The organism is Arthrobacter sp. BK1, from assembly GCF_056680055.1.
In genome coordinates, this window is record NZ_CM155263.1 from 2918650 (window position 1) to 2938200 (window position 19551).

At 64.1% G+C, this 19551-nt stretch carries 22 protein-coding genes; 7 read left to right on the forward strand and 15 right to left on the reverse strand.

Annotation, left to right across the window (positions count from 1 at the left end):
- Nucleotides 1–3: 3 nt before the first annotated feature.
- The 5 genes from AC1MCA_RS13230 to AC1MCA_RS13250 form a co-directional block, all read right to left on the reverse strand.
- Nucleotides 4–1680 carry an ABC transporter substrate-binding protein gene (locus AC1MCA_RS13230; RefSeq protein ID WP_479797955.1) on the reverse strand — a complete coding sequence of 559 codons (1677 nt, stop codon included), beginning with the start codon at nt 1678–1680 and terminating at the stop codon, nt 4–6.
- Nucleotides 1681–1760: 80 nt separating this feature from the next.
- Nucleotides 1761–2831, reverse strand: coding sequence for a LacI family DNA-binding transcriptional regulator (locus tag AC1MCA_RS13235; protein ID WP_479797957.1), 1071 nt, complete (start codon nt 2829–2831; stop codon nt 1761–1763).
- A gap of 101 nt (nt 2832–2932) precedes the next feature.
- Complete coding sequence (locus AC1MCA_RS13240) at nt 2933–3844, reverse strand: carbohydrate ABC transporter permease (protein WP_479797962.1); 912 nt, start codon at nt 3842–3844, stop codon at nt 2933–2935.
- A gap of 8 nt (nt 3845–3852) precedes the next feature.
- Complete coding sequence (locus tag AC1MCA_RS13245; RefSeq protein ID WP_479797965.1) at nt 3853–4782, reverse strand: carbohydrate ABC transporter permease; 930 nt, start codon at nt 4780–4782, stop codon at nt 3853–3855.
- Nucleotides 4779–6239 (reverse strand): ABC transporter substrate-binding protein, encoded by a 1461-nt coding sequence (locus tag AC1MCA_RS13250; RefSeq protein WP_479797970.1) that lies wholly within the window; start codon nt 6237–6239, stop codon nt 4779–4781. Before AC1MCA_RS13250 ends, AC1MCA_RS13245 begins: the two co-directional genes overlap by 4 nt.
- A 244-nt stretch (nt 6240–6483) precedes the next feature.
- Here AC1MCA_RS13250 and AC1MCA_RS13255 point away from each other — a divergent pair, with 244 nt between their 5' ends.
- Nucleotides 6484–7320: an alpha/beta fold hydrolase gene (locus AC1MCA_RS13255; RefSeq protein WP_479797975.1), complete on the forward strand. Its 837-nt coding sequence runs from the start codon at nt 6484–6486 to the stop codon at nt 7318–7320.
- Between the two features lie 29 nt (nt 7321–7349).
- On the opposite strand, the gene AC1MCA_RS13260 is transcribed toward AC1MCA_RS13255, so the two are convergent.
- Nucleotides 7350–8369, reverse strand: coding sequence for a LacI family DNA-binding transcriptional regulator (locus AC1MCA_RS13260; protein WP_479797980.1), 1020 nt, complete (start codon nt 8367–8369; stop codon nt 7350–7352).
- Nucleotides 8370–8441: 72 nt separating this feature from the next.
- Nucleotides 8442–9740 carry a hypothetical protein gene (locus tag AC1MCA_RS13265; protein WP_479797985.1) on the reverse strand — a complete coding sequence of 433 codons (1299 nt, stop codon included), beginning with the start codon at nt 9738–9740 and terminating at the stop codon, nt 8442–8444.
- Between the two features lie 353 nt (nt 9741–10093).
- On the opposite strand from AC1MCA_RS13265, the gene AC1MCA_RS13270 reads away from it, so the two are divergent.
- The gene (locus AC1MCA_RS13270; protein WP_479797989.1) at nt 10094–10834 is read left to right on the forward strand and encodes a GAF and ANTAR domain-containing protein; all 741 of its coding nucleotides are present in this window, start codon (nt 10094–10096) and stop codon (nt 10832–10834) included.
- A 29-nt stretch (nt 10835–10863) separates the two neighbouring features.
- Nucleotides 10864–11715 (forward strand): oxygenase MpaB family protein, encoded by an 852-nt coding sequence (locus tag AC1MCA_RS13275; RefSeq protein ID WP_479797994.1) that lies wholly within the window; start codon nt 10864–10866, stop codon nt 11713–11715.
- Here AC1MCA_RS13275 and AC1MCA_RS13280 read toward each other — a convergent pair.
- From AC1MCA_RS13280 to AC1MCA_RS13295, 4 genes are all read right to left on the reverse strand, one after another.
- A complete protein-coding gene (locus tag AC1MCA_RS13280) occupies nt 11659–12684 on the reverse strand; it encodes a DMT family transporter (protein WP_479798001.1) in 1026 nt (341 codons plus the stop codon). The two genes, AC1MCA_RS13275 and AC1MCA_RS13280, sit on opposite strands and share 57 nt — an antisense overlap.
- On the reverse strand, nt 12681–13286 hold the full coding sequence (locus AC1MCA_RS13285) for a TetR/AcrR family transcriptional regulator (RefSeq protein WP_479798004.1): 606 nt from the start codon (nt 13284–13286) through the stop codon (nt 12681–12683). The genes AC1MCA_RS13280 and AC1MCA_RS13285 overlap by 4 nt, the downstream gene beginning before the upstream one ends.
- A gap of 96 nt (nt 13287–13382) precedes the next feature.
- Nucleotides 13383–13955, reverse strand: coding sequence for an MOSC domain-containing protein (locus AC1MCA_RS13290; protein WP_479798008.1), 573 nt, complete (start codon nt 13953–13955; stop codon nt 13383–13385).
- 29 nt (nt 13956–13984) lie between these two features.
- On the reverse strand, nt 13985–14650 hold the full coding sequence (locus AC1MCA_RS13295) for a DUF2306 domain-containing protein (protein ID WP_479798012.1): 666 nt from the start codon (nt 14648–14650) through the stop codon (nt 13985–13987).
- 137 nt (nt 14651–14787) lie between these two features.
- Here AC1MCA_RS13295 and AC1MCA_RS13300 point away from each other — a divergent pair, with 137 nt between their 5' ends.
- Nucleotides 14788–15513, forward strand: a complete 726-nt coding sequence (locus AC1MCA_RS13300; protein WP_479798014.1) for a TetR/AcrR family transcriptional regulator C-terminal domain-containing protein — start codon at nt 14788–14790, stop codon at nt 15511–15513.
- A gap of 153 nt (nt 15514–15666) precedes the next feature.
- Nucleotides 15667–15909 (forward strand): hypothetical protein, encoded by a 243-nt coding sequence (locus tag AC1MCA_RS13305; RefSeq protein WP_479798015.1) that lies wholly within the window; start codon nt 15667–15669, stop codon nt 15907–15909.
- Here AC1MCA_RS13305 and AC1MCA_RS13310 read toward each other — a convergent pair.
- The 4 genes from AC1MCA_RS13310 to AC1MCA_RS13325 all read right to left on the reverse strand — a co-directional run bounded on the left by AC1MCA_RS13310 (nt 15884) and on the right by AC1MCA_RS13325 (nt 17835).
- Complete coding sequence (locus AC1MCA_RS13310) at nt 15884–16516, reverse strand: N-acetyltransferase family protein (protein ID WP_479798016.1); 633 nt, start codon at nt 16514–16516, stop codon at nt 15884–15886. The two genes, AC1MCA_RS13305 and AC1MCA_RS13310, sit on opposite strands and share 26 nt — an antisense overlap.
- Nucleotides 16513–16977, reverse strand: coding sequence for an SRPBCC family protein (locus AC1MCA_RS13315; protein WP_479798017.1), 465 nt, complete (start codon nt 16975–16977; stop codon nt 16513–16515). The genes AC1MCA_RS13310 and AC1MCA_RS13315 overlap by 4 nt, the downstream gene beginning before the upstream one ends.
- Before the next feature lie 82 nt (nt 16978–17059).
- A complete protein-coding gene (locus tag AC1MCA_RS13320; protein WP_479798018.1) occupies nt 17060–17446 on the reverse strand; it encodes a DUF1801 domain-containing protein in 387 nt (128 codons plus the stop codon).
- A gap of 212 nt (nt 17447–17658) precedes the next feature.
- Complete coding sequence (locus AC1MCA_RS13325; RefSeq protein ID WP_108598838.1) at nt 17659–17835, reverse strand: CsbD family protein; 177 nt, start codon at nt 17833–17835, stop codon at nt 17659–17661.
- 206 nt (nt 17836–18041) lie between these two features.
- Between AC1MCA_RS13325 and ppk2 the strand changes: the two genes are divergently transcribed.
- Nucleotides 18042–18980 (forward strand): polyphosphate kinase 2, encoded by a 939-nt coding sequence (ppk2, locus tag AC1MCA_RS13330; RefSeq protein ID WP_479798019.1) that lies wholly within the window; start codon nt 18042–18044, stop codon nt 18978–18980.
- Between the two features lie 49 nt (nt 18981–19029).
- Nucleotides 19030–19542: a hypothetical protein gene (locus tag AC1MCA_RS13335; RefSeq protein ID WP_479798020.1), complete on the forward strand. Its 513-nt coding sequence runs from the start codon at nt 19030–19032 to the stop codon at nt 19540–19542.
- Nucleotides 19543–19551 lie beyond the last annotated feature (9 nt).

Sequence of the window (19551 nt, forward strand, 5' to 3'; positions counted from 1 at the left end):
GAGCTACTTGCGCGGTTCCAGCGAGGTCAGCACCAGCACCGTAGTGGGTGCGCGGACCGAAAGCGTGGCGTAAGGGTTGCCCTCGGTGGGCCAGCCGGTGAAGCGGGTGTCGTTGAAGGCACCCCATTCCGGACCGGAGAACAGCGGCACCAGCGGTGCGGCGTCGTTGTACTCTTCCTGGAGCTTGTTGGCGATGTCCTTCTGCTTGGACTCATCGGCCGCGGCCGCGAACTCTGCGAGCAGGGCGTCGGCTGTGGCATCGCCGAAGCGGTGGTAGTTGTCGAACGTCTTGGTGCCCACCGGCTTCACGGTTGCCGTGCCCATGGAGGTGTTGAAGTACTTGTACGGGCTGGGGTCGTTGGCGCTCCAGACGATGCCGGAGTCGAACTCGCCCGTCTCGTAGCCGGCCACCACGGCAGCCCAGTCCGGGGAGTCCACCTTGGCAGTGACGCCCACCTCGGCCAGGTTCTGGGAGATCACGTTGGCCACGGACAGCCAGTCAGAAGAAGACGCGCCCACGGAGATCTTGAATTCGAAGGGCTTGCCGTCCTTGAGCGTGCGCTTGCCGTCAGCACCCTTCGGGTAGCCCGCCTTGTCCAGCAGCCCGTTGGCCTTCTGGATATCCAGGTTGGTCCAGGTGCAGTTGTCCTTGACCTCGTTGCTCTTCCAGGCCTCATAGTTGCCGGACAGTCCGGTGCAGTCTGCAGGCTTGGCGTAGCCGCTCATGCCGATCTTGGTGACCTGTTCGCGGTCAACGGCCATGCTCAGGGCCTTCCGGACATCAACATCGTTAAAGGGGGCTTTGGCGGTGTTGAGCTGCCAGTTGATCATGGCGCCCGTCGCCGGGAACCAGTACTGGCGGTGCTCCTTGTCCTTGGAAACGAACGTCTTTTCGATATTCGGGATGTACTGCGGAGCCCAGTCCACGTCGCCGTTCGCGGCGGCGAGGTTGGCGCCGTCGTTCCCTGCGAAGGCGAGCATCTTGATACCGGCGATCCTCTGCTTTTCCGGCTGCCAGTAGTTGGGGTTCTTCTTCAGCACGAAGGACTGGGCCTGGAAACTGTCTACTTCGGTGTACGGTCCGGTGCCGACGGGCTTGGCGTTGGCATCCTTCTCCGGGTCTGCGAGCGCGGACCAGACGTGTTTGGGCAGGATGGTGAGCTGTCCGACGTCGTAGAGGGCCGGGGACCAAGGCTTGTTGAAGTTGAAGGTGACCTTGTTGGCGCCTTCGGCAGCAACGCTATCCAGGTAGTCGTAACCACCCTTGATCTTCTTCTGCAGCTCGAACGTGTACGCGACGTCCTCGGCCACGAGTGGTTGACCATCGGACCACTTCACGCCGTCGCGCAGGGTGAAGGTGATGGATTTTCCGTCGTCGGCGGCCTTCCACTCGGTGGCGAGCCAGGGCACAGTGTCTCCCTTGGCCGGGTTGAAGATCAGCAGGGATTCATAGATGGACTGCTGGACCATGGGGTTGACGGTGGGCGCGAACGGGTTGAAGTTCTGCACGAACGTGCCCATGTCCTCACGCGGAATGGTGAGAAAGGCGCTGGCGTTCGCCGCGGCGTCGGTGCCGGCAGGCTTGTTGACGGTGGCTGCACAGCCGGTCAGCAGCAGTGCGCCTACCGCCAGCCCGGCCGTGGTGATGCGGGCAGCCCTGAAAAATCGGGGTTGTGTCATGATGGTTATCTCTTTCCTGTCTTCATCAGCGAGGTGAAGTGGTGGGTAAGGGGTTGGCTCTTCGGACCTTGATTTCGCGGTCAGACCGAGGAGCGTTCTAACAGCGGACAGTCGACTAATTGCTGGTCGGCAATTATCGGCTGTCCTGCTGTAAGAGCTGCGAGCGTCTGGACTCCCAGTGCGCCCATCTTTTCGAACGGCAACGCAACCGTGGTCAGTTTGGGCCGCAGATAGGCCGCAATCAGCTCCTGGTTGTCGAAACCGATGACGGCGATGTCTCCGGGGATGGTCAGGCCCCGTTCCTTGATGGCGTCATAGGCGCCCATCGCCATGCGGTCGTTGAGGCAGAACAGCGCGGTTGGCCTGTCCTTTTGTGGGTAGCGGTCCAAGATTCGGCACGCGGCTTCGTACCCGCCGTCTGCCGTTGCATGGCCGGGCACCACGAGCTCCGGGTCCAACTCGAGGCCGGCTTCGGCGAGTGCTTCGCGGGCACCCTCCAAACGCCCGACTGCGGCGGGGATGTCCGGGTCCAGGTTGATGACTCCGATTCTGCGGTGGCCGGCCTGGAGTAAACGTCCGACGGCGACGCGGCCGCCGGCACGTTCGTCCGGGACAATCGAGGGCAGCTTCCCGTCCGCGTCGAAGCAGTTGATCAGAACTGTGGGTACTTCCTTGGCGCTTTCGGGCACATGCACGCCACGGTGGTAGGTGGCTGCGTAGAGAAGTCCTTCCACCCGTTGTTCCAGCAGCTTTTCGGTTGCGGCGTCTTCCAGGCCTTGGTTCGGCCCTGCGGCGTCGGCCTGGTCGGAGGGCGCGATGAGCAGGAACCTGCGGTCAAGCCAGGCCTGGTCTTGTGCACCTTTGATGATGTCGACGGCGAACGGTGCCGTCACGATCTCGGTGACAATTCCGTACCAGTCACTTCGTTGGGATGCCAGTGCACGCGCTCCGGCATTCGGGCGGTAGCCCAAGGCCTGAACAGCTTCACTGATCCGAGCGCGGGTCTCCTCGGAGATGCTGGCATTTTCGCGGTTACTCAGCACAAACGAGACCGCGGTCCGGGAGACTCCGGCATGCTCGGCGACGTCTTTCATGGTGACGCCACGTTGCCGCGCAGCCCCGGCATGGTTCGGGGTGGTGGTCTTCGCCATTGAATGCTCCGGTGCTCGTCGTTGATGCTTTCGCGTGAGTAACGCGCGTTACTAGTGCGTGTGATCGAGGTTACTCGCGTTACTAAGAAGCTGTCAAGGGGTTATTTGCCCGCCCCGGCCGTGAGGCCTTCGCGCAGGGTGCGTTGGCCGAAGATAAACACCACCAGTGCGGGCAGCATGGACAGGATGACACCGGCGAGGACCACGGAGATGCTCCCGGTGCCGAGGCTTCCCTGGAGCGTGACCAGGCCGAGGGGAAGAGTGAAGTTCTGTTCGCTGATAGTGAGGATCAGCGGCCGGAAGAACTCGTTCCAGTGGAAGTTGAAGGCAAGGATCCCGACGATGGCCATGCCGGGGGCCGCCATTGGTGCGTAAACGGAACGGAAGATCCGCCACGGTCCGGCACCATCCAGGGCGGCCGCTTCCGCAAAGTCATGTGGAAGGCCCATAAAGTATTGGCGCATCAGGAAGGTGCCGAAGGCGGTGGGGATGGCCGGCAGGATCAGGGCCAGCAGTGTATCGGATAGGCCCATCCCCCGGATGAGCATGAATACCGGAACGATGGTGACCTGCACCGGGACCATCATGGTGGCCAGCACCAAAGAGAAGATGGCATTCTTGCCGCGGAAGTCCAGGCGGGCGAACGCGTAGCCGGCCAGAGTGGCCGAAGCCATCTGGCCAAGCGCGATCAGCCCGGTCACCAGGGCGCTGTTCAGGACCAGGACGCCCACATTGATCTGCCTGAACACTTCCTGGTAGGCGGTGAAGTCAGGATTGACGGGCAGGAAGGACGGCGGCAGGTTGAATGATTCCGACGGCGTGCGCAGTGAAGTGGACAGGGTCCACAGCACGGGGCCGAGGGTCAGCGCGGCAGCCAAGGCCAGAGCGGCGTACCTGCCGACGGTTCCAACCGCGGGCAGGCGGCGGTTGCGCCGGCGGTTGTGGGTGGGCGGCGTGCCGGCGGTGGAACCGGGATGCTCGTCGGTCCCGGTGTGCAGGGACTGGCTGGACATGAGGGACCTCACTGGTAGAAGACGAAGCGGCGGCTAAGCCGGAATTGCAGGGCGGTGACGGCAAGGATGAGCACGGTGAGCACCAGGCCGATGGCCGAGGCTTGGCCGAACTCCAATTGCTGGAAGGCGGATTCAAAAATCACCATGACAGCGGTACGGGTGGAATCCCCTGGACCGCCGTTGGTCATGACGTAGGGCTGGTCGAAGACCTGCAGTGCGCTGATCATTGCCATGACGGAGGCGACGAGCACCGTGGGGCTGATCAGCGGAAGTGTTACATTGCTGAACTGTTTCCAGCCTGTGGCGCCGTCCAGGTCCGCTGCCTCGTGCAGTTCCTTGGGAATGTTGGTCATGGCGCCGAGGAAGAGCAGAAAGGAGAATCCGAAGTTCTGCCATACATAGACCAGAACCACCACAGCTGCGGATGCGACAGGACTGGTCAGCCACGGCACTGCGGGAAGACCGGTCAGGGACAGGAGCCAGTTCACGACGCCGAACTGTTCGTTGAACATGTACCGCATGAAGATGGACACCGACGCGGCGGAAAGGACCAGCGGAAAGAAGAAGACGGAACGGAGGAATACCCTCAGCCAGGACGGCATTCTGGCCTGCAGCATGGACGCCAGACCTAGTGCGATGCCCAGTTGAAGGACCACTGCGACAATGACGAACGCGATGGTGTTCAGGAAGGACACGCGGACGGTGGGGTCCTCTGCCAGTGAGGTGAAGTTGGCGAAACCGATGAACTGGGGTGCTGAAATGATGTCCCAGCGGAAGAAGGCAAGGACCAGCGAGCCGATGATCGGCAGGAAGGTGAACAGGGCCATCCCGAGCACTGTGGGAGCAAGGAAAATCATGGCCAGCCACCGCTCCGCGAACGAGCGGCGTGCGGCCGATGGTTTTACGGTGCGGCGGGGAGTTGTGGAAGCGGCGGTCAAAGGTTCCTCCTCAGAGCCAGTTCGAGATCGCGCTGCAGGGTGCCCATCGCGGCCCGCACGTCGGCGGAGTTGCCGCTGACGGCGGTGGAAATGTTTTTCATCAGAGCAGTTTCGACCGCAGCCTGCTGGGGCGGCGCGGGGATGGGGCCGCTAGTGGGGAACCTGTCGAGAGTGTCGTAGAAGACTTTCCAATGGTTGGGCCCGGTGGCCGCGTAAAAGGACTGGTTGACCATCGAACGGCGGGCCGGAGTGGTGTTCGGCTTCGGAATGGCCAACTGCATTGCTTCCCGGCTGGCGCAGAACTTAACCCATTCCCAGGCTGCGTCCTTGTCCTTCGCCGTGCGCGTGATCGCGTAGCCGGCAGCGCCGAACTGATGCCGCTGGGTGCGCCAGCGGGGGAAGAACTGCACATCAAACTGATCGGCGGTCATTCCGGCATCGTGCAGGCCCTGCGCCCAGTAACCACCTGCCGGCGTGGTGCCGATGCGGTTGTTGCCGAACAAACCAACCAGGGCGTTGCCGCCCCCGGATTCAGGACGCACGCCCAGTCCTTCGGCAACGAGTTCGCGCAGGTAGTCGATGGTCTCGATAACCCGCCCGTCTTCGGCGTTGGGGGCCAGCCATTGATAGCCGCCTCCGCGGGTCGCCCGGGCTGGGTCGTTGGGGTAAAAACGATCCCAAACCCAGTCCCCGCCGGAAGCCTTGGCTTCGGTAAGGAAGCTGGTGCCGTTGGCGTACAGCCATGGCACAACTCCGCCGAAAAGCCGGTTGGTCCAGTAGTACGGGGTGAAATCGGCTGGGCGGGCCCGCCGCAGGGCGCGCAGAGTGGCGCTAAAGTCATCCTGCGTCCAATCGTCCTTCGGCCGGTCGAGCCCGGCCTCGGCGAAGATGGTGGTATTCATGTAGATGTTCGCAGCGTTCCAGTCCAGCGGAAGCTGGTAGAGGCTGCCCTGGTACATAAAGGCTTCCAGCAGGCTCGGATGAACGTCATCGAAGTATTCGCTCATGTCGGCAGCGTCCCGGCGGACGTAACCATCCAGCGGCTCGGCGAGCTTGTCAGCGAACAGCTGGGCGCCCTCGGTGGCCACGTAGACCACATCCGGCGGGGTTCCGGCGGCGACCATGGTGAGAATTTTGGTGAAGAAATCCTTCCAGTCCGCGCCCTGAATGGCCTGCACCTGGACCGGAATATCAGGATGTGCGGTATTAAAGGCCTGAACCAGATGCTGGCGGGCCGCCGCATCTGCTGCCGTTCCAAGGATGGCGACGTTCAGGGCCTTGCTGCCACGGCCCGGGATATCGCTCCCGGTCAGCCGTGGCCAGGCTCCCACGGTGGCTCCCGCCACAGCCAGTCCCGTGAGGCACAGCAGGGAACGCCGCGTGAGTGGTGAGAGTCCACTGCGGGAGCGCAGCCCATGCGACGGCGAAGGTTGCCCTGGTGTCTTTTCAGACATCATTGTCGACTCCTCCTAACAGGTGTTAGGTATCCGCGCTTCCTGCCGGACTCTCAAGCCCAGGTCTCCGACATTACCTTGCTCCCTGGGGCAGGCACCCAAGTGTCTTCCCGGATGGAGGCCGGCTTGCGGTTCTGCTGCGCGGGGGCAGCTGATGCCGCCATAATTTTTACGTGTGGTCGAGCCAGTTCCCGCCTCCACATGGAGCGGGACCACAACGACCCGGAACGCGGAGGAGGACCGGCTGATGCCTGAAGGAACGGCTGCAGCACCCGAAATGGGGTATGCCCCCGTCAACGGCCTGCGGATGTATTACGAGCTGCACGGTTCCGGCGGCACACCGCTGCTGCTCCTGCACGGCGGGCTGTTCGATATCGAGCAGCAATTCGGCTCGCTGATCCCGGGCTTGTCGGCGGGCCGCAGGGGCATCGCCGCGGACTTCCAGGGCCACGGCCGGACCAATGACATCGACCGGCCACTGAACACCCGCGACCTGGCATCCGACGTCATCGGGCTCCTTGAACATCTGGGAATCCGTGAAGTCGATGTCTTTGGGTTCAGCGTGGGCGGGGCGGTCGCACTGCACCTGGCGGTCACGCGTCCGGAGCTCGTGCGCAAACTCGTCGCCTCCTCCATATCCTTCCGTCCCGAGGGCGACCGGGGCGAGAATGCGGATGCGCTCGAGTCCATGACCGTGGACATGATCGCCGGCACACCATTGGAAGAACGCTACCTGAGCGTGTCACCGCACCCGGACCGCGGGCACCTGCAGGGGCTGTTGGACAAACTCGGCCGCTACGACGCCGGCTCCGTTGGGTGGAGTGATGAGGAGATCCGCGGAATCGCCGCCCCAACATTGATCACCGTGGGCGACTGCGACATGGTCAGGCTTGAGCATGCCGTGCGGTTCCTCCAGCTACGCGGGGGAGATGTGAACGGCGACTTTGAAGGGGTGCCCGCGTCACAGCTTGCAGTGTTTCCCGGGACAACACATTTCTTCGGGCTCGCGAGGACGGCTCTGGTGCAGGAGGTGGTGACGACCTTCCTGGACGCGCCCATGCCCGCGGCTCCTGTGATCAGTTAAACGCCTGCGTGAAGCAGATGCCGGAGCGGCTACGCCGGACCGGTGCCCACCGTCGATTCGCGCGGGACCACGTGGAACTCCGTCTCGATTTCCCGGGGAGGCATGCCTGTGGGGTCCTTGATCCGCTCCATCAGCATCCGGATGGCAGTCTCGGCGATCTCGGTCCGGCCGGGGTCCACGGTGCTCAGCGTGGGCAGGGAGTACCGGGTTTCATCGAGGTCGTCGAAGCCGATCACGGCAACGTCGTCCGGCACGCGGTACCCGGCTTCCTGCAGGACCCGCACGGCACCCTGCGCGAGGGTGTCATTGAGCCCGAAGAGGGCGTCGAAGGTGGCGCCGCGGTCCAGCAGGTCATGCATCGCGGCCGCACCGTTGGACCGGTGCCAGTCGACAACATAGGCGACGATGCCGTCGTCGTACTGAATGCCCCGGGCCTCCAGCGCCTCCCGGTATCCGCGGAGACGCAGGCCGGCTGAACCGATGACTTCCCCCTCATGGGCGCCCACCACGGCGATCCGCTTCCTGCCCATGTCCAGCAGGTGTTCGGTGGCGGCCCGTGCGGCGGTGACGTTCTGCATGGTGACATGGTCCGAGGCGCTGCCGAAGATGCGCTCGCCGAGCAGCACCATCGGAACATCGGCCTTGATCAGGTCAACGTCCTCCTGCCCGAGAGCCAGCGGGCTGAAGATCAGGCCGTCGGACATTTTGAGCCGGGGGCTGGCCATGACCTCGAGTTCACGTTCCCTGCTGGCGCCGGTCTGCTCAATCAGCACCACCAGGCCGTGCTTTGCTGCCGCTTCGATGACGGCGTCGGCGAGTTCGGCGAAGTAAGGCAGGCTCAGCTGCGGGAGGGCCAGGGTAATGGCGCCCGTGTGCCCCGACCGAAGGCTGCGGGCGGTCAGGTTGGGCCGGTAACCGAGCTCCTGGATGGCCTGTTCAACCTTGGCGCGGGTAGTGTCCCGGACATGGGGGTGGTTGTTGATGACGTTTGAAACGGTCTTGAAAGACACCCCTGCCACACGGGCCACGTCGTGAAGCGTTGCAGCCATGCCACATCCCCCTGCAGAAGTCCGGGCAGATCAGCCCCTCAGCCATATTTTACAACGTTGAAGCAGGTGTCTTCACAGTCCGGCGTTGGCGAACACGCTGCCGAAGACTGCGGTGAGCCTCTCTGCGTCGGCCTGGGCTTCCGCCTGAGAGGGCGTCCTGCCGTTGGCCTCCACCGTCAGGGACCCCCTGCGGGCGCCTGCCCTGACATGCCACTCGCCCGTGCCATCCGATAACTGGTACGCGACGGCGTAGGTTGCCTCGGCGGGGATGCTGACGCTTAGCTGCGAGATAGCCGACCACGGACGCGAATTGCCCATCAAGGTCTCCTGTACCGTGGTGCAGTCCCGAAGTGCTGCGGCCCGGGAGTCGAACGGGTACGGCGGAGACGCCGCCGTCGGCATGCTGATCACCGCGAGCTCTGCGTAGTCCATCTTGGTGGCCCCTGGGATCTGCCCTTGGCCGAGGACTGCGCCACGGAGCGTGCCGTAGTATGCATCATCGCTGAAGGTACACGGAAGAACCGGTTGCGACGATGGGGTTGCCGCGGTGCCGGGCGGCGGACCGATGACCGAGGCGCCGGGCAGCGTCACCGGATACCCGCCCGGTGCAGTGACGCCCTTGACCAGTGCGACAACGTCTTCCGGAGTCCGGGGGTTTGGTGCCGGTGCGCCCACTGTCGGCGGCTTGTTCACGGCCTGGCTGATCAGCTGCCTGGCCAGGTCTGCCATGGAGTCCAGAGCCGGCTTCGCATCCGACTCGGAGTTGAGATCCGCGACAGCGAGCGTCAGTGAGACGGACATGGTGCCAGCAAGGACCCGCAGCCCGACTGAGCCGTAATCCCCTGGTCCTTTCGGCTTCGTGTTCTGCATCAGGCCGTGCTGTTTCTCCCCGACCGGGGGAGCCGGCAGCAATTGGACTGCATATGTTGACGCCCGGCCGGACTCCGTCGAGGCCAGCTCAAACCGGCTGCAGCCGGACACCTGCTCCGCTGTGTAGCCGAAATCGGCCTTGGCGATGGCTCCCTTTTCTGCGCTCCGGAGCGTGATCATCACGGTAGTGGTCGGTCCCGATGGTTCGCCGAGAGGCATTCCGCCCTCCGCAAAGTTCACGCTTTTGTCCGCCCACCGGACGAACGGGTTTTGCGGGACGAAGGCCATGCACTCGGTGGGCGTGGTCTCCGTGCTGACCTGGGGGAAGGTTCCGCTGGTGGCTCCGCTGCGCTGCCGCTCGGAGTCCTGAGCGGGAGGGAACTGCAGGTCCCGGTTTCGGGCGACTGCGTTGATGATCGCCGCCAGCTCCGCGTCGGAGAAGACCACCTCCGGGGACCCGGTTGTTCCAGGCCCGCCTGTTGAGGCGGGGGAGGGGGACACGGGTGCTGCGGACGGTGACGCTTCGGAGGGGGTGGGGCTCGTCGTCGTACTCCCCTGCGAACAGCCGGCCAGAGCCAGCGAAGCGGCCAAGGTGCAAACGAGCCAGCGCCTGCCGGACGCCGCTGCCGTGGGTTCAGGGCTGCTATCACCTCACTAGCGGACATATCCGGCCTCCTCTGCCGGGGCCAAGGCTATGACGCGGGGACGCATACGGGCTAGGGTATTTGGGCCCGCGGGTCGCGCCTGTCCCCGGCTGGCCCTCGGCACCGGAAAAACCCAAGCGCGACCGGCCGGATAGAGGGATACTCAGAACAGAGCAGATTCTCACAGACCCACCAGAGGATGGCGCGCACATGACTCCCAGCACCGGCAGTGCCAAAAACACGGCCAATCCGGAACCGGCGGTGGCCAGCCTCGCCGGCAAACTCGGCGAACTGGCCAGAGAGCTTCAGCAGGAGCCCGATACTGACGCTCTCCTGACGGATATCGTTCACGCTGCGCTGGAACTCATCCCGCACGTTGCCGATGCCTCCGTCAGCCTGGTCGTGGGCAGGAGAACCGTGGAGTCCAGGGCAGCCTCCGGTGAGCTTCCCCTGAGGATCGATGCCCTGCAAAGCGCCACCGGCGAGGGCCCGTGTATTGAAGCCGCCTATGAGCAACGGATCGTCCGGGTCCCGGACATGAGGAATGAGGCGCGCTGGCCAAAATTCGCGCAAGCGGCCTACGAAGCCGGAGCCCGCAGCATGCTGTCCTTCCAGCTCTTCGTTAAAGGCGACAACCTGGGTGCCCTGAACCTGTACGGCGAGGATGTAAACATTTTCGATGAGGAATCAGAACAGGTTGGCCAGCTCGTCGCTGCCCACGCCGCCGTCGCGTTTTCCGGTGCGCAGGAAATCAGCCAGCTGAACCAGGCGCTGGGCACCCGTGACCTCATCGGCCAGGCCAAGGGAATCCTGATGGAAAGGTTCAAGATCAATTCCCTGCAGGCGTTCCACATCCTGACCAGGGCGAGCTCCGAAACCAACATCAAACTCCGGGACGTCGCGGATCACCTGGCCTCCAGCGGAGAAATCCTTACCCGAAACCGTATCTAGGGGATTGGCCGCTCCGGTACCCTGTTGCCATGGTGCCTGCACATGCCGACATGAGCGCGGAGGCCATCCTGCTGGCCGGGGCAGGGCGTGCAATTCTGCTCCAGCTCGCCCACCCCGCCATAGGGCACGGCGTGGCGGAACACAGCTCGTTCACGCAACGTCCCGTGGACAGGCTCCGCGGCACCCTCACCTATGTGTACGCCGTCACGTACGGCAACGATGAGCAGGTGAAAGAGGTCCGACGCCGGGTGAACCGCGCGCACGCGCCGGTGCGGCGCGCTCCCGATGGAAGCTCTGACGGGTACAGCGCCTTCGAAGCCCAGGCCCAGCTGTGGGTGGTCGCAACGTTGTACGACACCGCAGTCATCATTCTGGACAGGATCTACGGGCCGTTCGACGATGCGGCGGCCGACGGGATGTACCGCGATTACGCGAAAATCGGAACGGCCCTGCAGCTGCCTGCAGAGTTGTGGCCCGAGGACCGGGCAGCATTCCGCCGCTATTACGAGCCCCGCCTGGCGGCGCTTCGTGCCCACGACGCGGCCGTCCGCGTGGGCAGGGGGCTGCTCTATCCGCCGGGAAGTGCACCGCTCTGGTACCGCACAGTGATGCCGTTCGCCCGCTTCCTCACCGCCGGCTTCCTTCCCCACCCGCTGCGCCAGGACTTCGGGCTGCGGTGGAGCCGGCGCCACGAGCACGGCTTCAACCTGACATTTCGGGGCCTCGCGGTGATTTACCCCCGGCTGCCTCGGCGCATCAGGCACTGGTTCAAGGACTACTGCCTCGGCCAGTTGACCACCGACTTGGCGTCCGACGTCGGGGACTCAGGGGCCGCCGCTGCTGTCACCGGGGGCGGGGGCAGCGACGTGCGGCACCGCTAAGGCGACCGACTCCGCCGTCGTACTGTCTTTTGTGAGATCCCGGGGACGGGGTGCCGGCAGGGTCAGGACAAAGAGGCTGCCGGTGATCAGTGCGGCGCCCAGCCATGCGAGCGCGGGAAGCCGTTCACCCACCACGAGCACGGCGAGGAGGGCTGCCACCACTGTCTCGGCGAGGGACACGGTGGTGGCCGTGCTGGCGCGGACCCGCGCCAGGCCCCAGCCGAACAGTACGTAGCCCGCGAACATGGGCACGAGCGCCATGTACGCGCCGACGGCAAAGTTCTGCGGCGACGCCAGAAACGGGGCGCCGGTAGCCGCGAGCACGGGCATCAGCATCAGCCCGCCGATGCCGAAGACCGTCCCCATGACCGCCCTCGAAGGTACGCCGGTATTGATCAGGCGGTGGGCAGCCCACGAGTACACGGCGTAGGTGAGCCCGGCCAGCAGCCCCAGGCCGATGCCCGCGGAGGTTTCCCAGGCTGAACCCGTCGCCGCCGGGTCACCGGAGTTCCCCGCTTCCGCGAGACCGTCCGCGAGGCACAGCAGGACAGCTCCGGAGACGCCGAGCACCGCGCCGACGGTCCATCGCCGGGTGAACGGCCTTTTGTCCACCACCCGCTCCACGACTGCTGATGCGAGCGGGGCTGAGCCGATGGAGACTACCGTCCCCACGGCAACTCCGGCCAGATGCATGGAGGAATAGAACGCGAGGGGGTACAGGGCAACGGCCAGTGATCCCAACGCCACCGTGGGCCAATTCCCGCGCAATGACGGGCTGAAAGCCAGCATGGGCCGCGCCGCGATCGCCGCCTGCAGCAGGCCGCCGAAACCCATGGCGGCCGCACCGATTGCCAGCGGGCTCACATCCGGAGCGAAGGTGGCTGCAGTACCTGTGGTGCCCCACAGGACCGACGCGGCGAGGACAAACAGCGCTCCCCACGTGGCTCCCTGGAATCCTGCGGGCTTCACAGGTTACCGATCAGGGTGTCAGCGATCCGGCGGGCTTCCAGGATGCAGCTGTCGTCTCCTTCGAGTCCGGCGCGGGCCATCGAACCCTCGAGCAGGAATGCCAGGTGCCGTGCCAGGAGTGGTACCCGTTCGGGTGCGTCCGGCAGCAGTTCCGCCAGATGCCCGGAGAGCAGCGCCTCTACGTCTTCCTTGTGCTGCCGGACCACCGCCCGTCCGGGGTCCCCGGCCGGCAGTTCGGCCGCTGCATTGAGCAGGCCGCAGCCTCGAAAACCCTTCTCGTAGGCCAGATCGGCGTGGTCCGCATAGGCATCGAAGACGGCGAGGATGCGCTCCTCGGGGGTTGCGGCCCTCTCACGTCTCGCGCGGTACAGCCGCAGCCATTCCTCATGCCGGGCGTACAGGTAAGCCGTCACCAGGTCAGCTTTGGACGAGAAGTTGTTGTAGAGACTCTTCTTGGCCACACCGGCTTCGGCAGTAATGGTGTCGATGCCCGTGCCAGTCAGGCCATTGGCATAGAAGCGCCGGGCAGCCGCCTCCAGGAGAGCCTCGCGGGCAGGCCTGCGGGCGCGGGTGCTTGGTGCTGCGGTCTGCTTCTCAATCACTGACGGTCCTCGGCTGGCTGACGGTTAGAGTAGGTAGACCAGTCTACCTACTTTGTTTCGCAATCCGCCAGTGCCTTGTGGGCGGAACCTGCGCGGCTACGGAAGTCGCGACGGCCGCAGGAGGGTGGGTAACCCGGCGCTCGCCGGGTCGAGCGGAACGGGGCTTATCAGGATGGCCGGTCCCCGGTGCAGGATGCCGTCCGAGAGGGGAGTGCAGCGCACGCCGCCCCGGCCGCGCATCGCTTTGTGCGCGCCCGGGGCGAGCATCTGGTCCATCCAGGCACACGGGTGGGCTGGCCGTCCAGCCCGGATCTGCACCAGTTCCCCGTGGGTTTCAAGGGCGAAGTCCTCGCCGATCAAAGGAGCCAGGTGGGCGCCCCGGAGGACAACATTGCGGCGCGTCAGCAGCGGGTCCAGTGGGCCGGACCCCAGCTCCGTAGCGATGGCCTCAAGGGCCTCGACCGGGAACAGTGTTACGGCGGCGTCCATGTGCGCGGCCTTGCCGAAGAACCTGTCGCCCACAATGCCCTTCCCGGCCACCAGTTCCACGCTCTCGGCATCCATGGTGGGGACATCCGCCGCGCCTTCGCGGGCACGGCCGAAATAGGCGTGAGCGGGCGATACGAGAAGGTGGAGGATCTCGACGTCGTACTTAAAGCTTTCCGTCATGACCCAAAACTACCCGCCGGGTCCTGCCATCACGCCACGTGCCGCCTCCGGATGTGGTACTCCGCCACGGCGAGGTTGATCACCCACGCAGCTCCCATAAGTACGGCCCTCGTGGTGACGTCCGGCGGGCTCGACAGGAGTTCCGGCACGATGAGGATCAGGGCCTGGGTTCCGGCGCCGAGGGCGATGGCGTAGGCCCGGCTCATCCATGCACCATGCCGGGCAATGTCGCGGCGGAGTACGGCCAGAACTCCGAGTACGAGGCTCAATGCCATTGCCGAGCCGAAAATGAGTCTGAGGATGAGGAGGATCTGCCCGTCGCTGGGTGGCAGCGAGTAGGACACTGCCATCCACAGGCCTGAGAGTGCAGTGAGCATGCCGGCGGGAAGGAGGATCCGCCCGGCCATCCTGTGCCAGCTGCGCCTTCCGCGGCGGAGGGCCGGGTGGAACTGGAAAGCCCCGAGCAGCGAGTAAACCGTGACGCTGACAATATGGATCACCACGGGGGCGGGGGAGTCGAAGAACCTGGCGTTGCGTTCCGTCACAGCGGCAGCGCCCGATAGCTCGGTCAGCCGGGCGGCGCCTGCGATCACGGGGATGAGGCTGAGGAGGATCAATCCTGCGGGCACGAGCCATTCCGGCCGTGCCGCTTTGATCTGAGGCTTGTCCGGCGCCATCTGCCTGGTCACGTTCACGGTGGTCCCGTCCTGTAGGTCTGGTCAACATGTTGCCGGGAAAGCGGCAATGTGTACGGTGTACACCTTTATGTGACCACGGTAGGTGTACGGCGTACACTAGTCAAGAGTCAAAAGATTAACGGGAAGGTAGACACATGAGCGAGCCACGCGCTGCGTCCGCGCGGGTGCGGCTGAGCCGGGACCGGGTGCTCCAGTCCGCTGTCTCCCTGGCGGATGAAATCGGCATCGGGGAATTGAGCATGCGCAGGCTGGCCCAGGAGCTTGACGTGGTGCCGATGGCGCTCTACAAGCACGTATCCAACAAGGACGAGCTGCTGGACGGGATGGTGGATGTCATTGTCAGGGAAATCGATCCGCCGGCCGATGAGCCCGCATGGCGGGACGTTGTCCGGCGCAGGATCCTCTCCGCCAGAACCGTGCTGCGGCGGCATCAGTGGGCCCGTCAGGTCCTGGAAACCCGGACCAACAAGACACCCGGGGTCCTGGCGTACATGGACTCGTTTATTGGCATCTTCCTGGACCGCGGCTTCTCTGTGGACCTGACCCATCACGTCATGCACGCCATCGGCAGCCGCATGTGGGGCTTCACCCAGGAATTGTTTGCCGAACCTGTGGACCAAAGCGGTGAGAGCGCACCTGAGGTGGACAGTGCAGTCCAGCAAGCCATGCTTCAGGAGATGTCCAGCCGCTATCCGAATGTCCTGAGGATAGCCATGGCGTCATCACATGATGAAGGAGGGGTGGTGGGGCAGGGCTGCGACGACCAGTTCGAATTCGAGTTCGCCCTTGATCTCCTGCTGAACGGCATCGAAAGACTCCACGCTGAAGGCTGGACATCGGCGCGGGCTGACCGGGCCTGACTCTAGCCAGGCAACGTGCCCCGTCTGCCTACGATGGGGCCATGGGTGTCGTCTTCGTAACGGGAATGTCAGGGGCAGGCAAGTCCACTGTCCTGAAGGAGCTCGTCAGGCACCGTCTCCAACCAAGGCCGGTTCTACGATCAGTTCGATGCGGTGGTTCTGCTGACAGCTCCCCGCCAGGTGCTGTTTGACCGGCTCGGCACCCGTACCACCAACGGCTACGGGAAAAGCCTGGCCGAGGGCGCGGAGATCGGCCGCTACCTCCTGACGGTGGAGCCGTTGCTGAGGAAAAGCTCAACCCATGAAATCAGTACGGACTGTTTGGTCGAGGACGTCGTGGCGGCTCTTATCAAGATCGGGGCCGGGCGGGCTACGAAGCGAAGTCGAGGCGCATGACTGCCCGCAGGGGCGTGGGGCGGCTGACCTCCTTGAGACCGGCCGCGGCGAAGGCTGCCGGATTGCCGACTTTAAGTTCTTCGCTGATGACAGCCTTGGTGAGGATGGGGTATGCCTCGACGGCGCGGGCGCCCTGAGACCGTGCGAATTCCACGGCAGCACTTGCCAGCGCATGGCTGATCCTATGTCTCCTGAACCCTGCCCGTACGAAGATGCACGTCACCGCCCAAACGGAGGCGTCCGCCTTGTTCTCATTCCGGCCCACCCAGGGAACGCGCGAATTGCGGGCAAGCCCCGTGAAGTTGGGCCGCGGTTCAACCGCACACCAGCCCACGGCCTCCCCGGCTTGGAAGGCGACGATTCCACTCGTGGCAGCAGATCCGCGGTCACCGCATCTGGTTTGCGCGCGAAGGCGGTCGGCCCGGACCTCGGCCGGCTGGGACGCGAACGACTCCTTGGGCTGCAGTTTGTAGCGCTGGCACTGGCACGACGCACCGATACCGCGGACACCGAATATCTCCTGGAGGTCCTCCCACTCAACTTCGTTGGCAGGGCGGATAATCACCTCCGCAACATGGCCCTGTGTCGGCGGTGAAGTCCCGTTCACGTGAGCTCCTTCTTCCCACCGTTTCCGGCAAGGTGGCGGTTGCGTGCCTCGATCAGCTGTTTCAGATAGCGGCCAAGTACCAGCTTCTCCACCAGACGTCCCAAGGGACCGAACGGAGCCGCGAACTCGATGCGGTCCACCATCGTGGTCCCCGAGGAATCCTCGATGAATTCATGGACGTGCCGGAACCGGCGGAACGGACCCTTGACCTGCTCATCCACAAAATAGTCCGGTGACGCCATCTCGGTGATCCGGCTCGTCATGTGAAGGGGAACGCCGAAGTGCCAGGCCCGCCAGGTCACTTCCTCACCCAGGGAGATGAGACCCGACGTCACGCCGCCCACGGCGTCTTCACGTGACTGTGCCATGGAGTCCTTGTGGACATCGACACTCCGGGCAAGGTCAAACAGCTCCCCTTGGGGAATGCTTGTCCGGGTTGTGCACTCAAAGTAGACGGCCATTGTCAGAGTATTGCAGCTCCGTCACTGCAGGCACCACGGCATGGGTGCGCACGCAAACCGAGGTCCCCACGGTTGCTTGGAGTCAGGCTCGGACCCATTCCAGTACAAGCTCAATGAATTCGTCCTGGCGGGCGGCCGCTGATTCTGCGCTGGGAAAGATCACCTGGCCGCGGTCCTTCCCGATCATTTCCAGCAGCCCGCTCCACTTGGACGGATCGAAATCAAAAGCACTCTCGGCGGCTTTCGCGCCGCGGTGGAAAATCAGCTGGACGTGATGAAGCGGCCGCAGGTTGAAGGTGACCCGATCAACGGAGTCGAAACAGAAGCTTGGGGCTTTCCACTTGATCCGCTCCGTAAGCGCCCCGTCAGCGTCCAGGACAGCCAGGCGCAGCGACTCAATCACAGGCTTCAAAGGATGATCAAGCGACTCAAGGAACGAATCAACGTCCGGGTTTCGATTCGGTGTCATAACGGACAGTCAAACACTTCCCACGGCTATTTACCGGAGATTCCGACGACGGCGGGACTTCCCGCAGCTGTCGTCTCCGGCGTGCTAGAGGTAGCTCTTGACGCTGGCGCGGAGCGCGTCGGTGTGCTCGCGATGGGTTGGCCCTGACAGCAAAGGAAGGGTGCCACCCCGCTTCGGGGTGGCACCCTTCCTCTGCTGCATCTATAGGGGGACTAGTCCTTCTTGAAGGCGTCCTTGACCTTTTCGCCGGCCTGCTTCAGATCGGCCTTGCTTTGGTCGGCCTTACCCTCGGCCTCGAGGTTCGGATCGTCGCTTGCCCTTCCGGCAGCTTCCTTGCCCTTGCCGCCAAGCTTCTCGGCAGCATTCTCAATCTTGTCATCCAGACCCACGGTGACACTCCCTCCGATTGGTTGCCGCGGGCATCCGCCCGCCGCTTACCTTTTCATCGTAAACCGAAAACCGACTTAATGCTAAGCATGCTGACTTAATCGTTCGACGGCGGGAGGTCCCGCCGTCGAACGCGCACCGTGGTGGGTGCCGGGACCGCCTTGTTATGATTCCGACGACGGCAGGTGAGTCCGGAAGGAGGGTTCTGATGGCGCAGGGAAGCAGCAGTCCCTGGACGCCGGCTGACCAGTCCTGGGTCAGGGAGAATCTTCGTGTGGCGATTGACCAGCTTGTGGAGCTGGGGTACAGCGTGCGCGGCGGGGAGGGCGAGGACCCTGAGCTCATTGATCCCGGCGGCTCGGCGGTTGAGACCTGGCGGGAGGGTTACCCGTACGAGCAACGGATGTCCCGCGAGGAGTACGAGCTCGAGAAATACCGCCTGCAGGTTGAACTTCTGAAGTTCCAATATTGGGGCCAGGACCACGGCCTCAAGAATGTGATCGTGTTTGAGGGACGCGATGCCGCCGGCAAGGGCGGAACCATCAAGCGCTTCACCGAGCACCTGAATCCCCGCTCGGCCCGGACGGTGGCCCTCAGCAAACCCTCGGACCGCGAACAGGGGCAGTGGTACTTCCAGCGCTATATCCAGCATCTGCCGTCCGCCGGCGAAATCGTGCTGTTCGACCGCTCCTGGTACAACCGGGCGAACGTGGAGCGCGTCATGGGCTTCTGCACGGAGGCGGAGTATGAGACCTTCATGCGCCAGGTACCGCTGTTCGAGAAAATGCTGGTGGACTCCGGCGTGCACCTCCACAAATTCTGGTTCTCCGTGACCCGCCACGAACAGCGCACCCGCTTTGCGATCCGCCAGATTGACCCGGTGCGGCGCTGGAAACTTTCGCCGATGGACCTGGCCTCCCTGGACCGCTGGGAGGCGTACACCCAGGCCAAGGAACAGACGTTCCTCCGCACGGACACCGACCACGCGCCGTGGATCACCATCAAGTCCAACGACAAGAAGCGCGGGCGGATCAACGCCATGCGCTGGTTCCTCAACCAGTTCGACTACGACCAGAAGGACACCTCAGTGGTCCATGACCCCGATCCGCTGATCGTGCGGCGCGGACGCGAAGCCGTAGGCGACTGAGTCCGGCCGGCTACTGGGAAGCTGCAGGCAGCGGGCGTACGATCGGCCCATGATGGACGCCGATGAAGCCGAACTGACGCGACGCCTCGCCCCACTGGAACCGTTCCTGCGGGAACTCGGACAACGGACGCTGGGAATCTATGCGGAAGCGGGGATCCTCGACGCCATCCCCGGCACTGTCTACCCGGTGGCGGACGCCCTTTTCACTCGGGATGGCGAGACCCTCACGTACCACCCACATGGTGCCGTCTACCTGAATGTCACTACCGGGGGAGAGCTCCAGCTCGCCCTCCCCAGCGGTGCCGTTCCGCTGCAGGAAGGCATCACCAAGTACCTGCAGTTGGCCCACGCCCCGGATCTTGCGGATGCCAGGCCGGTGGACGGAGCGACCGAATGGTTCCCGCCGCCGCGTTTTGTTCTTGTGGCCGAAACCTCCCGGCTGTACATCGCATCGGTTGCGTCCATCCTGCGTGCCAAAAACACCACCGGCCTGGTGCCGCTGGACCAGTATGTCAACGAAAGGGCCCAACTGTTTGTCGAAGGCTTCCGGGCAGCGACCTGAGTACTTTTC